A 15,389-nucleotide genomic window follows, 5' to 3' on the forward strand; every position below is an offset into this window, starting at 1 on the left:
AACCTACTTTACAGAATATTAAAGATATGATACTGTAGAGATATGGAAGAACTCAAACTAATTCGTATCAGTGATATTCAAAAAAATCCCTATCAACCTCGTAAAGAATTCTCAAAAGAAAAAATTCAAGAACTTGCCCAATCTATTAAAGAAAATGGTTTAATTCAACCCATTATTGTCCGTCAATCTCCAGTTATCGGATATGAAATCCTAGCTGGAGAAAGACGGTATCGGGCATCGATAGAAGCTGGGCTATCAGAAGTTCCTGTAATCATCAAAAAATTATCTGATCAGGAAATGATGGTTCACTCAATCATTGAAAATTTACAACGAGAAGACTTAAATCCGATTGAAGAAGCAAAAGCTTATCAATCTTTAATTGATAAAGGATATACTCATGCAGACATTGCTGAAAAAATGGGGAAATCACGCCCTTATATCACTAATCTTGTTCGATTGCTAACGCTCCCTGATTTTATTTTAAAAGAAGTAGAAACTGGAAAATTGTCTCAAGCACATGCTAGACTTCTAATCCAACTACCTTTGAAAGAACAAAAAAATTTACTCAATCGCATTCAGAAAGAGGATTTATCAGTTCGGCAGGTGGAACATCTACTTAAAGAAGAAAAAAATAAGAAGAAAAGCAAAGAAAAAGATCACTTTATCAAAGAAGAAGAAGAAAATTTGAAAAAATTGTTGGGATTAGATGTCCAAATCGTCCTTCAAAAAAAAGAGGCAGGAAAAATAACTATCTCTTTTCATAATCAAGAAGAATACCGACGTTTTATTAACAGCCTGAAATAAGGCTGTTATTTTATTTTTCTAAACTCACATACTTATCCACTGGATTAGTATAGAAAAAGTCTATTAAATCAAAATCTATACCTTTTATCCACAAGTTGTGGATAAATCTTTTAAACATTGTGGATTGTTTTTCACAAGTTGTGGAAAAATTGCTTGCTATGTGATAAAATAGTGTTTAAGATTACACCATTTAGAAAAGGAGGAGTTTGTTGTTGAAAGAAAAACAATTTTGGAATCAGATTTTAGAATTAGCTAAAGAGAGATTGACACGATCAATGTTTGATTTCTACGCAACACCTGCTGAATTAATAAAGGTTGAGGGAAATGTAGCTACCATATTTTTGCCAAGATCTGAAATGGAAATGGTTTGGAGTACAAAACTCAATGATATTATTGTAGCTGTCGGTTTTCAAATCTATGACACTGAAATAAAAGCTCAATATGTATTGACTAAAGAAGATTCTAATACCTCCGATATAACAAACAATGTTGAAAACAGTAATCATCAACAGGAAGAAATTAAAAAATCTATACCCTATTCAGAAACAGGATTAAGAGACATCTATACTTTTGATAATTTTATCCAAGGTGATGGAAATATTTGGGCTAAGTCTGCTGCTTTAGCTGTCTCGGAAGATCCTGGACTAACTTATAATCCTCTGTTTATATATGGAGGACCTGGTCTAGGGAAAACTCACTTGCTCAATGCTCTGGGTAATGAAATTCTCAAAAAAAATCCTAATGCGCGTGTAAAATATATTCCTGCTGAAAGTTTTATTAATGAATTTTTAGATCATTTAAGACTCAATGATATGGATAATTTTAAAAAAACCTATCGAAGTCTAGATCTCCTTCTTATTGATGACATTCAATCTCTTAGTGGAAATAAAGTACAAACTCAGGATGAATTTTTCAATACATTTAACAAACTTCACAGTAATAATAAACAGATCGTTTTAACGAGTGACCGTAGGCCAGAACAACTAGAAAACCTACCTGAACGACTTGTCACGCGCTTCTCATGGGGATTAACAACGGATATTACTCCACCTGATTTTGAAACTCGTATCGCTATCCTAAATAGTAAAACAGAGGATTTAGATTATCATTTTCAACCTGACACAATCGAATATTTGGCTGGCCAGTTTGATTCAAATGTACGTGAATTAGAAGGTGCGCTCAAAGATATTAGTCTCATGGCTAAAGTCAAACAAATCAACACTATAACTGTGGATATTGCATCTGAGGCTATACGTGCTAGAAAACAAAGCGTCAGCACCATGATTGTCATTCCGATTGAAAAAATCCAAGAGGAAGTCGGAAAATTTTATGATGTGAGCGTTAAGGAGATGAAGGGAACTAGACGTGTTCAAAATATTGTTCTAGCTCGCCAAGTTGCTATGTACCTAGCTAGAGAATTAACTGATAACAGTCTTCCAAAAATCGGGAAAGAATTTGGTGGTAAAGATCATACAACCGTCATTCATGCTCATGCAAAAATCAAATCTATGATTGAAACTGATGATAAATTACGTATAGAAATCGAAACCATCAAAAAGAAAATCAAATAACTTGTGGATAAGTGTTTAAAATTTTACTGATTTATACACAAATTTTAAACAAGTATAACTTCTTGATTTTTCTAAACTAAACTTATTTTTCCACAGATTTCACACAACCTACTATTACTATTAACCTTCTAATAATAAAAATAAATAAAGGAGATTCCATGATTCATTTTTCTATTAATAAAAATTTATTCCTGCAATCATTAAATATTACTAAACGTGCTATTAGTTCAAAAAATGCTATTCCTGTTTTATCAACTATTAAAATTGATGTGACTAACGAAGGAATTACATTAATTGGATCAAATGGTCAAATTTCAATTGAGAATTTCATTTCTCAAAAAGATGAAAATGCAGGTCTTCTGATTAACTCTTTAGGTTCTATCCTTCTAGAAGCTTCATTCTTTATCAATGTTGTTTCTAGTCTTCCAGATGTGACTCTTGATTTTAAAGAAATTGAACAACACCAAATTGTATTAACAAGTGGGAAATCAGAGATTACTCTTAAAGGAAAAGACAGTGAGCAGTATCCACGTATCCAAGAAATTGCAGCAAGTAATCCTCTAGTTCTTGAAACAAAACTTCTTAAGAAAATTATCAATGAAACTGCCTTTGCTGCTAGTGTACAAGAAAGCCGTCCTATTTTGACTGGTGTACACTTCGTTTTGAGTAACCATAAAGAATTGAAAACAGTTGCTACAGATTCTCACCGTCTCAGTCAGAAGAAATTGACACTTGAAAAAAATAGTGATAATTTCGACGTTGTCATCCCTAGTCGCTCACTACGCGAATTTTCAGCTGTTTTTACAGATGATATCGAAACAGTAGAGATTTTCTTCGCAAACAACCAAATTCTCTTTAGAAGCGAAAATATTAGCTTCTACACACGTCTCTTAGAAGGTAATTATCCTGATACAGATCGCTTAATTCCTACAGATTTTAATACGACAGTAACGTTTGATGTTGTGAATCTACGTCAATCTATGGAACGTGCACGTCTCTTATCAAGTGCTACTCAAAATGGTACTGTAAAATTAGAAATCAAACAAGGAGTGGTTACAGCCCATGTAAATTCTCCAGAAGTTGGTAAAGTAGACGAAGAAATTGATACAATTGCTGTATCCGGCGAAGACTTGACTATTAGCTTTAACCCAACTTACTTGATTGAAGCACTAAAAGCCTTGAATAGTGAAAAGGTAACAATCAGCTTCATTTCAGCAGTTCGTCCATTTACCTTGGTACCAGCTGATACAGATGAAGATTTCATGCAGCTGATTACACCAGTTCGTACAAATTAAGTTAAAGAGGTTGAGCCTAGCTCACCTCTTTTATGATATAATCAGAAATATGAAAAGGAGAGTAGTATGTATCAAGTTGGAAATTTTGTTGAAATGAAAAAACCACATGCTTGTACAATCAAATCTACAGGCAAAAAAGCAAATCGTTGGGAAATTACTCGTTTAGGTGCAGATATTAAAATTAAATGCAGTAATTGTGATCATGTAGTCATGATGAGTCGCTATGATTTTGAAAGAAAAATGAACAAAATTATCGACTAAATGCAAGGAGTTAGAGGGTTAGCAAGTTTTCCCTTTTTGTGTTATAATATTGAAGATTGAAATGTGAACGGAGAATGAGAAACTATGGCTTTAACAGCAGGTATCGTGGGTTTGCCAAACGTTGGTAAATCAACCCTATTTAACGCAATTACAAAAGCAGGAGCAGAGGCTGCAAACTATCCATTTGCAACCATTGATCCAAACGTTGGGATGGTAGAAGTTCCAGATGAACGCCTCCAAAAATTAACTGAAATGATCACTCCTAAGAAGACAGTCCCAACAACCTTTGAATTTACAGATATTGCAGGGATTGTAAAAGGTGCATCAAAAGGAGAAGGTCTCGGTAATAAATTCTTGGCCAATATCCGTGAAGTTGATGCCATTGTCCATGTAGTTCGTGCCTTTGATGATGAGAATGTCATGCGTGAGCAAGGTCGTGAAGATGCTTTTGTAGATCCATTAGCAGATATTGATACCATTAACCTAGAATTGATTCTTGCTGACTTAGAATCTGTTAATAAACGCTATGCGCGTGTGGAAAAGATGGCACGTACGCAAAAAGATAAGGAATCAGTTGCAGAATTTAACGTTCTCCAAAAGATTAAACCTGTCCTTGAAGACGGTAAATCAGCTCGTACTATTGAATTTACAGATGAAGAGCAAAAGGTTGTCAAAGGTCTTTTCCTCTTGACCACGAAACCAGTTCTTTATGTAGCTAACGTTGATGAGGATGTGGTTGGAGACCCAGAATCTATCGATTATGTGAAGAAAATTCGTGAATTCGCAGCAACAGAAAATGCAGAGGTAGTGGTCATTTCTGCGCGTGCTGAAGAAGAAATTTCTGAGTTAGACGATGAAGATAAAAAAGAGTTTCTTGAAGCCATTGGTTTGACAGAATCAGGTGTGGATAAGTTGACTCGTGCAGCTTACCATCTATTAGGACTTGGAACTTACTTCACAGCTGGTGAAAAAGAAGTTCGTGCTTGGACCTTTAAACGTGGCATGAAAGCTCCTCAAGCAGCTGGAATTATCCACTCTGACTTCGAAAAAGGCTTTATTCGTGCAGTGACTATGTCTTATGATGATTTGATTAAATACGGCTCTGAAAAGGCGGTAAAAGAAGCTGGACGCTTGCGTGAAGAAGGAAAAGAATATGTCGTTCAAGATGGCGATATTATGGAATTCCGCTTTAATGTATAATCAACATTTTTAATAGTGTCAATTAGGTTGGAAAAAAATTCCAGCCCTTTTGGCTTTTGAAAGGAAATTTAAATGACAAAATTACTTGTAGGATTGGGAAATCCAGGGGATAAATATTTTGAGACAAAGCATAATGTTGGTTTTATGTTGATTGATCAACTAGCAAAAAAACAGAATGTATCCTTTACACACGATAAAATATTCCAAGCTGAATTAGCTTCATTTTTCCTTAATGGTGAAAAAATTTATCTGGTAAAACCCACTACTTTTATGAATGAAAGTGGGAAAGCAGTTCATGCTTTATTAACTTACTATGGTTTAGATATCGAAGATTTACTGATTATTTACGATGATCTTGACATGGAAGTAGGAAAAATTCGACTTCGCGCTAAAGGATCAGCTGGCGGTCATAATGGTATCAAGTCAATTATTCAACATATTGGTACACAGGTTTTCAATCGTATAAAAATTGGTATAGGTAGACCTAAAAAAGGGATGTCAGTAGTTCACCACGTTTTGAGTAAATTTGACAAGGATGACTATATAGGTATTTTCCAGTCTATTGACAAGGTTGACGATGCTGTAAATTATTATTTACAAGAGAAAAACTTTGAAAAAACAATGCAGAAATACAATGGGTAAGGAAATGTCATTAATCGAATTCTTTTTAGAGAACAAGCAGATACAATTATGGAGTGAACATTTATCTCTCAAGCAGAGGGAATTACTACTAGGTCTCTCTGGTTCAGCAAAGTCTTTAGCTATTGCAAGTAGTGTTAAAAATCAGAACAAGATTTTAGTAATGACATCTACTTATGGAGAAGCTGATCGTCTAGTAAATGATTTAATTTCTATCCTGGGTACTGATATGGTTTATCCATTTTTAGTAGATGATTCACCAATGGTAGAATTTTTAGTATCGTCTCAAGAAAAGATTTTTTCAAGAGTTGAAGCCTTGCGTTTTCTAAGAGATAAATCTCAAAAAGGAATACTAGTTTGTAACATGGCAGCTAGCCGTTTATTCTTACCAGATCCTCAAGTCTTTGATAACAGTGTGTTAAAACTTGAAGTTGGCGAAGAGTGTGAACAAAGAGAATTAAAAAATCAATTGATTTCACTTGGTTATAAAAAAGTTACTCAAGTTCAAAGTCAAGGTGAATTTAGTCTTCGAGGGGATATTTTAGATATCTTTGAAACTTCACAACTATCTCCTTACCGAATAGAATTTTTTGGTGATGAAATAGATGGGATTAGAGAATTCGACGCAGATACACAATTATCAAAAGATAGTCAATCTCAAGTCTTAATCTATCCAGCTAGTGACATTTTATTAACTGTTGAGGATTACAATCGTGGTCAACAATTCTTAGAACATGAGATTGATAAAACTATTTCACCTACATTAAAGTCGTACCTAGAAGAAGTTTTTAGTTGTGCGAAAGAGCAAGTTCTTCATGCTGATATTCGTAAATTTTTGTCTGTTTTTTATAAAAAACAGTGGACCTTGATTGACTACTTGAACCAAGCACCTATTATCTTTGATGATTTTCAAAAAATCATGAATCAGTATGATATTTTTGATAAGGAAACAGCCGGCTACTTTACAGAGGATTTACAAAATAGTAAAGCTGTATCAAGTTTACAATATTTTGCTGATGTAGAAAGTCAGTTTAAAAAATATTTACCAGCTAGCTTCTTTTCTAATTTTCAAAAGGGACTTGGAAATCTAAAATTTGATCATCTTTATCAATTTAATCAATATCCTATGCAAGAATTCTTTAATCAGTTTTCTTTTCTGAAAGAAGAAATTGAACGCTATAAAAAATTAAAATATACGATTGTTCTTCAATCAAGCAGCCAAACAGAACTAAAAAAACTGTCAACGATTCTTGATGAATATAGCATTAAAGTTGACAATAGTAATCAAAGTGAAATCTGTAAAGGAACTGTCAATCTTGTTGAAGGAAACCTTCGTCATGGTTTTCATTTTGTGGATGAGAATCTTGTATTCATCACTGAATATGAAATATTCAAAAAGAAGATTAAACGTAAATATAGAAGACAAAATATCAGTAATGCTGAGAGATTAAAGGACTATAATGAGCTCCAAAAAGGAGATTATGTTGTTCATCAAATTCATGGGATTGGTCAATATTTAGGAATCGAAACGATTGAACTCAAAGGGATTCACCGAGATTATGTAAGTATCCAATATCAAAATGGAGATCGAATTTCTATCCCTGTAGAACAAATCCAAACCTTATCTAAGTATGTTTCAAGTGACGGTAAGGCTCCAAAGTTAAACAAATTAAACGATGGACGTTTTAAAAAAGCTAAGCAAAAAGTTAAAAATCAAGTTGAAGACATTGCAGATGACTTAATTAAGTTATATGCAGAGAGGAGTCAACTTGAAGGTTTTGCATTTTCAAAAGATGATGAAGATCAGGTTGCTTTTGATGAGGCTTTCCCTTATGTTGAAACTGAGGACCAACTTCGAAGTATAGATGAAATCAAAAAGGATATGCAGGCTTCTCAACCAATGGATAGGCTTTTGGTTGGAGATGTTGGTTTTGGTAAGACTGAGGTGGCCATGCGAGCTGCTTTTAAGGCTGTCAATAATCATAAACAGGTTGTTGTTTTAGTACCAACCACAGTTCTTGCTCAGCAACATTATAGTAATTTCAAGGAAAGATTTGAGCAGTTTGCTGTCAATATAGATGTTTTAAGTCGTTTTAGAAGTAAAAAAGAGCAGACTGAAACACTTGAAAAATTGAAAAAAGGCCAAGTTGATATCCTGATAGGAACCCATCGAGTTTTATCTAAAGATGTTGAATTTGCTGATTTAGGATTAATCATCATCGATGAGGAACAACGTTTTGGTGTCAAACATAAGGAAGCTTTGAAGGAATTAAAAAAGAAGGTTGATGTCTTAACTTTAACAGCTACACCAATTCCTCGAACTCTACATATGTCTATGCTAGGTATTCGAGATTTATCTGTCATCGAAACTCCCCCAACAAATCGATATCCTGTACAAACCTATGTCCTTGAACAGAATGATCGTGTCATTCGAGATGCTGTATTGAGAGAAATTGATCGTGGTGGTCAGGTTTACTATCTTTACAATAAAGTTGACACGATTGAAAAGAAGGTTTCAGAGTTACAAGAGTTAATTCCTGAAGCTTCTATTGGTTTTGTTCATGGTCAAATGAGTGAAATTCGTTTGGAGAATACACTACTTGACTTTATTGAAGGTGAATATGATATTTTAGTAACAACAACAATCATTGAAACAGGGGTAGACATTCCAAATGCCAATACCTTGTTTATAGAAAATGCAGACCACATGGGATTGTCAACCTTGTATCAATTAAGAGGTCGGGTTGGTCGTAGTAATCGTATTGCTTATGCCTATCTTATGTATCGACCAGATAAATCATTGACAGAAGTTTCTGAGAAGAGATTGGAGGCAATTAAAGGTTTCACTGAATTGGGTTCTGGTTTCAAAATCGCTATGCGCGATTTATCCATTCGTGGAGCAGGTAATCTTTTAGGAAGTTCGCAGTCCGGTTTTATTGATTCAGTTGGTTTTGAACTCTATTCTCAATTACTGGAAGAAGCAATTGCTAAGAAAAATGGAACTGATAAGAAACGTGAAAAAGGAAATGCTGAGTTAATTCTGCAAATTGATGCTTATCTTCCGGATGAGTACATTTCGGATGAACGACATAAAATTGAGATTTACAAGAGAATTCGTCAAATTGACAACCGTGTCAACTATGAAGAATTACAAGATGAGTTAATTGACCGTTTTGGTGAGTATCCAGATGTAGTTGCCTATCTCTTAGAAATTGGATTAGCTAAAGCTTATCTTGATAAAGTTTTTGTCAATCGTGTTGAAAGAAGAAATAATAAGCTTGTCATTCAATTTGAAAAGATATCCCAACAACTATTTTTAACACAAGATTATTTCCAGGCTCTTTCTCAGACAAATTTGAAGGCTAATATTTCTGAAAATCAAGGTTTAATCGAAGTTGTTTTTGATATTCGAAATAAAAAAGACTATGAGATTTTAGAAGGACTCTTAACCTTTGGAGAATCGTTAGCGAAAATAAAAGACTTAAAAGAGTCACATTAGGGTTTACCTTTTTTCTTCTATAAAAGGGATAAAAATGGTACAATAATAATTTGAGGTATTATAAGATGAGATTAGATAAATATTTAAAAGTATCACGAATTATTAAACGTCGTACGGTAGCTAAGGAAGTTGCAGATAAAGGGCGAATCAAGGTAAACGGTATCCTTGCTAAAAGTTCAACTGATTTAAAAATCAATGATCAGGTTGAAATTCGTTTTGGAAATAAATTGTTGCTCGTAAAGGTGCTCGAAATGAAAGATAGCACAAAAAAAGAAGATGCAGCTGGAATGTATGAAATTATCAGTGAAACAAGGGTAGAAGACGATGTATAAAAAAATAGTCCAAATGAATAATTCATTTATTCAAAATGAACACCAACGACGTAAATACATGATGGAAGAACGTCAAAAACGTAATCGTTTTATGGGTTGGGTTTTGATTTTGATTATGTTGCTATTCATCTTACCAACTTACAATTTAGCACAAAGTTACCAACAATTACTCACACGTCGCCAGCAACTAGCTGATTTGAAAAAACAATATCAGGACTTGAGCGATGAAAAGGATAAAGAAGCTAGTTTAGCAACTAAGCTAAAAGATGAATCCTATGCGGCCAAATATTCCCGTGCAAAATATTATTATTCAAAAACATGGGAGGAAGTTTATACAATTCCGGACTTACTTCCTAGGTAATGCGAAATGGAAAATTTATTAGATATTATCGAAAAATTTTTAAGTCAGTCAGATGAAAAATTAGATGAGTTAGCTCAAAAGAATCATCTGTTACGACTACAAGAAGAAGAGGGGAAAAAGAATGCGTAAATTTTTAGTGATATTACTACTTCCTATTTTCCTAAAAAGCGTTCAAGTAGTAAGCACTGAGAATCCAGTTATTATTCCAAAACAAGAAGTTTATTCTTTAACTCATACTCCATATCATTTTTATTATCAAGATACTATAGAATCTCCAAAATTTTATGGTGAGACGCCAGTTTATTCTACAGAAGACCTGATTAAAGAATCGGGTAAAGTAAATGCAGAAACAAAATTATCTGTTTTAGAATGGCGATTAAATAAACAAGGACAGCCTGTCTTTAAATTGTCAAATAATCAATTTGTAATGGCTGATAAACGACTTTTATACGATAGTTCCATCGTAAACGATTTTTCTAAACGAGTATGGCTAGAACCAGGATTTGTCGTTTATAATAGTCCTTATGATCAACAAGAATTAAAGTCTACTTTAGCGCCTTATAAAGAAGTTGAAGCAGATATGTCTATTTTTGCTGAAGGTCGTGAATTCTTACATATCAAGCAAACGGGCTGGATTTCGACGGATTATATTTCCGATGATGATAATCGTATTCAGAAAGTACAAGAGTTGCTATCTGCGAATTATCAAAATGAACAGTTCTCTATTTATATTAAACAATTGAGTACAGGTAAGGAAGCTGGCATTAATGAAAATAAAAAAATGTACGCTGCTAGTGTTATGAAATTACCTTATCTTTATTCTGTTCAGGAAAAAATCAATCAAGGTGATTACCAACTTGACACGAAATTGAAGTATGTTTCCGAAGTTAATGATTTCCCTGGTTCTTATAAACCGGAAGGAAGCGGAAGTCTCCCTAAAACAGCGGACAATAAAGAATACACAATCAAAGATTTAATCACAAAAACTGCAAAAGAATCTGACAATGTAGCTCATAATATTCTTGCTTATTATATTACGAATAAATCAGATGAAGCCTTTAAAAAAGAAATGGCTACTATCGCAGGTGAAGAGTGGAATGTGACAGATAAGATGGCTTCAGCTAAAATGGCTGGTCAAGTTATGGAATCTATTTATAATCAAAATGGTTTTGTTTTAGAATCTCTTTCACAAACATCATTTGATAATCAGCGGATTGCTAAGAATATTTCTGCTAAGGTAGCTCATAAAATTGGGGATGCAGATGAATTTAAACACGATGTGGGAATAGTCTATACAGACTCTCCTTTCGTTATTTCAATTTTTACCAAAAATTCTGATTACGATACCATTTCTAAAATTGCTAAGGATGTCTACGAGGTCCTAAAATGAGAGACCGAGATTTTTTAAATCATTTTCTAGAAAAAGGTTACTTTGAAGGACATTCAAGAGTTGTGCTAGCCTTGTCTGGTGGATTGGATTCGATGTTTCTCTTTCATCTCCTTTCAACCTATCAAGAAGAACTTGGGATTGAATTGTTTTTAGCTCATGTAAATCATAAACAAAGACCAGAGTCAGATAAGGAAGAAAATGAATTAAGAAAAATAGCTGAACAAGCTGGAGTTCCAATTTATGTAGCTTGTTTTACTGGAGATTTTTCAGAAGCGAATGCTCGTCAATTTCGCTATGAATTTTTTAGAGAAGTGATGGAGAAAACTTCATCTACAGCTCTTGTAACAGCTCATCATGCAGATGATCAAGTTGAGACAATCTTTATGCGATTGATTAGAGGTGTTAGACTACAACATTTATCAGCTATTAAAGAAAGACAAATATTTGCTAAGGGAGAGTTGATTCGTCCTTTGTTGTCTTTTTATAAGAAGGATTTTCCTAAAATTGATCATTTTGAAGATTCAACGAATAAAGAAAATCACTATCTTCGCAATCGTATTCGCAACCTCTATCTGCCACAGTTAGAAAAAGAAAATGTTCAGGTAAAAAAAGCAATTTTAGAGTTTGGAAAAGAAGTTTCTGACTATCAAATTGCTCTGGCTGAATTATCTCAAGCAGTTGATGTAGAAGATTTAACTCAGTTTTTATCTTTTAGTGAAGCAACGCAAGGAGTTTTACTACAACAATACCTTAGTCGTTTTGCTGATTTAAATGTAACAAGAGAACAATTTCAAGAAATTCATCATATTTTAAAAACTAAGAGTCAATATCGCCACAATATAAAAAATGGTTATGAACTTATAAAAGAATACCAGCACTTTCAAATTAGTAAAATCAGACCAAAGTCTGATGAAAAAAGTAGTGAGTGTGTGTTAAACTATCAAAATCAAGTTTATTATGAAGGTTTTCTATTTTCATTTGGAATTCCTCTAAAAGGTGAAAATGTTCAACAAATAAATGTTTCCCGTGAAACATCATTGATTTTGCGGCATCGACAGCCAGGTGATTATTTGATAATAAATGGTCATCGAAAAAAAGTAAGGCGACTTTTTATTGATTTAAAAATACCTGCAGAAAAACGAAAAAATGCGATTATTGTTGAGCAATTCGGAAAGATTTGTTCAATTTTAGGAATTGAACTCAGTGATTTGAGTATAAAAATGAAAAATGATATAATGAACACTGTACTTTATATAGAAAAAATAGATAGGTAAAATCATGTTAGAACAAGATATCAAGAAGATTTTGATTTCACAAGATGAAATTACAGAAGCAGCTAAGAAGTTAGGTGCTCAATTGACAAAAGATTACGAAGGTAAGAATCCGATTTTAGTTGGAATTTTAAAAGGATCTATTCCTTTTATGGCAGAATTAGTCAAATATATTGACACTCATCTTGAAATGGATTTTATGATGGTTTCTAGTTATCATGGTGGAACTGTAAGTAGTGGTGTCATTAATATCAAACAAGATGTCACTCAAGATGTTAAAGGTAGACACATTGTCTTTGTAGAAGATATTATTGATACTGGACAAACATTAAAAAGCTTGAGAGATATGTTTACTGCTAGAGAAGCAGCGTCTGTTAAGATTGTTACTATGCTGGATAAACCAGAAGGACGTACTGTAGAAATTGAAGCAGATTATACATGTTTTACAATTCCAAATGAATTCGTTGTAGGCTATGGTTTAGACTATAATGAAAATTATCGTAATCTTCCTTATGTAGGCGTATTGAAAGAGGAAGTTTACTCAAAATAGAAGGGTAAGTTGTTGAATGCAAAAACAAAATAATGGTTTTATAAAAAATCCATTTCTTTATTTGTTGATGATTTTCTTGCTAGTAACGGGATTCCAGTACTTTTTCGCTGGGAGAGCTGCTGGGCACAGTCAACAAATTAAATACTCAGAATTGGTGCAGGAAATCACTAATGACAATGTAAAAGAAATAACCTATCAACCAAGTGGTAGTGTTATTGAAGTATCTGGTGTCTATAAAACTGCTAAAACAGAAAAACCGAAAACAGGTATTCAGTTTTTCACACCTTCTGCAACAAAAGTAGAAAAATTTACAAGTATTATTCTTCCATCGGATACTACTGTAGCAGATTTGCAAAAACTAGCTGGTGAACACCAAACACAAGTTGAAGTCAAGCACGAAAGCTCAAGTGGTATGTGGATTAACATCCTAGTTTCGGTAGTGCCATTTGCCATTCTATTCTTCTTCCTATTTTCTATGATGGGAAATATGGGAGGAAATAGCGGACGCAATCCGATGAGCTTTGGACGCAGTAAAGCTAAGGCTGCTAATAAGGAAGATATCAAAGTACGCTTTTCAGATGTAGCAGGAGCTGAAGAAGAAAAACAAGAACTTGTTGAAGTTGTTGAGTTCTTGAAAGATCCAAAACGCTTTACAAAATTAGGTGCTCGTATCCCAGCTGGTGTTCTCTTAGAAGGACCTCCGGGAACTGGTAAAACATTACTTGCTAAAGCAGTAGCAGGAGAAGCTGGAGTACCGTTCTTTAGTATTTCAGGTTCTGACTTCGTAGAAATGTTCGTCGGTGTCGGTGCCAGCCGTGTACGTTCACTCTTTGAGGACGCTAAAAAAGCAGCACCAGCTATTATCTTCATCGATGAAATTGATGCCGTCGGTCGTCAACGCGGTGTCGGTCTTGGTGGAGGTAATGATGAACGTGAACAAACCTTGAACCAACTCTTGATTGAAATGGATGGTTTTGAAGGAAATGAAGGAATCATTGTCATTGCGGCAACGAACCGTTCAGATGTTTTAGATCCAGCCCTTCTTCGTCCAGGTCGTTTTGACAGAAAAGTATTGGTTGGTCGTCCAGATGTTAAAGGGCGCGAAGCAATTCTGAAAGTCCATGCTAGAAATAAACCTCTAGCAGAAGATGTGGATTTGAAGTTAGTAGCACAACAAACTCCAGGTTTTGTTGGTGCTGATTTAGAAAATGTATTGAACGAAGCGGCATTAGTTGCTGCCCGTCGTAACAAATCAGTCATTGATGCTTCTGATATTGATGAGGCAGAAGACCGCGTTATTGCAGGGCCTTCTAAGAAAGATAAAACTGTTTCCCAAAAAGAACGTGAAATGGTTGCTTATCACGAAGCCGGGCACACTATCGTGGGGTTAGTCTTATCAAATGCACGTGTTGTTCATAAGGTAACAATTGTTCCACGTGGTCGAGCTGGTGGGTACATGATTGCTCTTCCAAAAGAAGATCAAATGCTGCTATCTAAAGAAGACATGAAAGAACAATTAGCAGGATTAATGGGTGGACGTGTTGCTGAAGAGATTATCTTCAATGTCCAAACAACAGGTGCATCAAACGACTTTGAGCAAGCTACACAAATGGCGCGTGCAATGGTTACAGAGTATGGTATGAGTGAAAAACTCGGACCTGTTCAATACGAAGGAAATCATGCAATGTTTGGTGCTCAAACTCCACAAAAATCTATTTCAGAGCGTACAGCTTATGAAATTGACGAAGAAGTTCGAGCATTGTTGAATGAAGCACGTAATAAAGCAGCTGAAATTATTCAATCAAATCGTGAAACGCATAAATTAATTGCAGAAGCCTTATTGAAATATGAAACATTGGATAGTACACAAATCAAATCTCTTTACGAAACAGGGAAAATGCCTGAATCAGTAGAAGAGGAATCACGTGCCCTATCATATGATGAAGTCAAATCAAAAATGGCTGAAGAAAACTAAAATATTAGTAGACGAGATACAAGAGAGGGTATTATTATATCCTCTCTTTCTTATTATAGAAACTAATCTATGAAAAACCAGTAAAAAAATTTCAGAAAAAACAAATCAAACTAGTTGACAAGATTCTAAAAGTGGGTATAATAGAAAGAGTTGAAAAAGCTCAAGGTCCGTTGGTCAAGGGGTTAAGACACCGCCTTTTCACGGCGGTAACACGGGTTCGAATCCCGTACGGACTATGGGT

Annotated in this window: 14 protein-coding genes and 1 tRNA gene; all 15 read left to right on the top strand. The window is 34.3% G+C overall.

All coding sequences use genetic code 11. The annotated features are described in order from the left end of the window. The first annotated feature begins 42 nt into the window (after positions 1–42). The 15 genes from ACESNQ_RS07875 to ACESNQ_RS07945 all read left to right on the top strand — a co-directional run bounded on the left by ACESNQ_RS07875 (position 43) and on the right by ACESNQ_RS07945 (position 15,384). A complete protein-coding gene (locus ACESNQ_RS07875) occupies positions 43–804 on the top strand; it encodes a ParB/RepB/Spo0J family partition protein (RefSeq protein ID WP_373075995.1) in 762 nt (253 codons plus the stop codon). Between the two features lie 212 nt (positions 805–1,016). Then, positions 1,017–2,375 (top strand): chromosomal replication initiator protein DnaA, encoded by a 1,359-nt coding sequence (gene dnaA / locus ACESNQ_RS07880; RefSeq protein WP_373075996.1) that lies wholly within the window; start codon positions 1,017–1,019, stop codon positions 2,373–2,375. 158 nt (positions 2,376–2,533) lie between these two features. Then, positions 2,534–3,670: a DNA polymerase III subunit beta gene (gene dnaN, locus ACESNQ_RS07885; protein WP_373075997.1), complete on the top strand. Its 1,137-nt coding sequence runs from the start codon at positions 2,534–2,536 to the stop codon at positions 3,668–3,670. A 66-nt stretch (positions 3,671–3,736) separates the two neighbouring features. After that, the gene (locus ACESNQ_RS07890) at positions 3,737–3,931 is read left to right on the top strand and encodes a DUF951 domain-containing protein (protein WP_006150549.1); all 195 of its coding nucleotides are present in this window, start codon (positions 3,737–3,739) and stop codon (positions 3,929–3,931) included. An 84-nt stretch (positions 3,932–4,015) separates the two neighbouring features. Beyond that, on the top strand, positions 4,016–5,131 hold the full coding sequence (ychF, locus tag ACESNQ_RS07895) for a redox-regulated ATPase YchF (protein ID WP_006149107.1): 1,116 nt from the start codon (positions 4,016–4,018) through the stop codon (positions 5,129–5,131). Positions 5,132–5,203: 72 nt separating this feature from the next. After that, positions 5,204–5,773, top strand: coding sequence for an aminoacyl-tRNA hydrolase (gene pth, locus ACESNQ_RS07900; protein ID WP_373075998.1), 570 nt, complete (start codon positions 5,204–5,206; stop codon positions 5,771–5,773). Beyond that, the gene (gene mfd, locus ACESNQ_RS07905; protein ID WP_373076007.1) at positions 5,766–9,269 is read left to right on the top strand and encodes a transcription-repair coupling factor; all 3,504 of its coding nucleotides are present in this window, start codon (positions 5,766–5,768) and stop codon (positions 9,267–9,269) included. Before pth ends, mfd begins: the two co-directional genes overlap by 8 nt. A gap of 65 nt (positions 9,270–9,334) precedes the next feature. Beyond that, a complete protein-coding gene (locus ACESNQ_RS07910; protein WP_004250926.1) occupies positions 9,335–9,601 on the top strand; it encodes an RNA-binding S4 domain-containing protein in 267 nt (88 codons plus the stop codon). After that, the gene (locus tag ACESNQ_RS07915; RefSeq protein WP_004250925.1) at positions 9,594–9,962 is read left to right on the top strand and encodes a septum formation initiator family protein; all 369 of its coding nucleotides are present in this window, start codon (positions 9,594–9,596) and stop codon (positions 9,960–9,962) included. Before ACESNQ_RS07910 ends, ACESNQ_RS07915 begins: the two co-directional genes overlap by 8 nt. A 6-nt stretch (positions 9,963–9,968) precedes the next feature. After that, positions 9,969–10,091, top strand: coding sequence for an SP_0009 family protein (locus ACESNQ_RS07920; RefSeq protein WP_004250924.1), 123 nt, complete (start codon positions 9,969–9,971; stop codon positions 10,089–10,091). Then, positions 10,084–11,352 carry a serine hydrolase gene (locus tag ACESNQ_RS07925; protein ID WP_373075999.1) on the top strand — a complete coding sequence of 423 codons (1,269 nt, stop codon included), beginning with the start codon at positions 10,084–10,086 and terminating at the stop codon, positions 11,350–11,352. The genes ACESNQ_RS07920 and ACESNQ_RS07925 overlap by 8 nt, the downstream gene beginning before the upstream one ends. Further along, positions 11,349–12,626, top strand: a complete 1,278-nt coding sequence (gene tilS / locus ACESNQ_RS07930; protein WP_373076000.1) for a tRNA lysidine(34) synthetase TilS — start codon at positions 11,349–11,351, stop codon at positions 12,624–12,626. Before ACESNQ_RS07925 ends, tilS begins: the two co-directional genes overlap by 4 nt. A 4-nt stretch (positions 12,627–12,630) precedes the next feature. Beyond that, positions 12,631–13,173, top strand: a complete 543-nt coding sequence (gene hpt / locus ACESNQ_RS07935) for a hypoxanthine phosphoribosyltransferase (RefSeq protein WP_006149113.1) — start codon at positions 12,631–12,633, stop codon at positions 13,171–13,173. A 16-nt stretch (positions 13,174–13,189) separates the two neighbouring features. After that, on the top strand, positions 13,190–15,148 hold the full coding sequence (gene ftsH, locus ACESNQ_RS07940) for an ATP-dependent zinc metalloprotease FtsH (protein ID WP_373076001.1): 1,959 nt from the start codon (positions 13,190–13,192) through the stop codon (positions 15,146–15,148). A 164-nt stretch (positions 15,149–15,312) separates the two neighbouring features. Next, a tRNA-Glu gene (locus tag ACESNQ_RS07945) sits at positions 15,313–15,384 on the top strand. The last annotated feature ends 5 nt before the right edge of the window (positions 15,385–15,389 follow it).

Origin of the sequence: Streptococcus infantis (genome assembly GCF_964243025.1) — a bacterium.
GTDB classification, from domain to species: domain Bacteria; phylum Bacillota; class Bacilli; order Lactobacillales; family Streptococcaceae; genus Streptococcus; species Streptococcus infantis_N.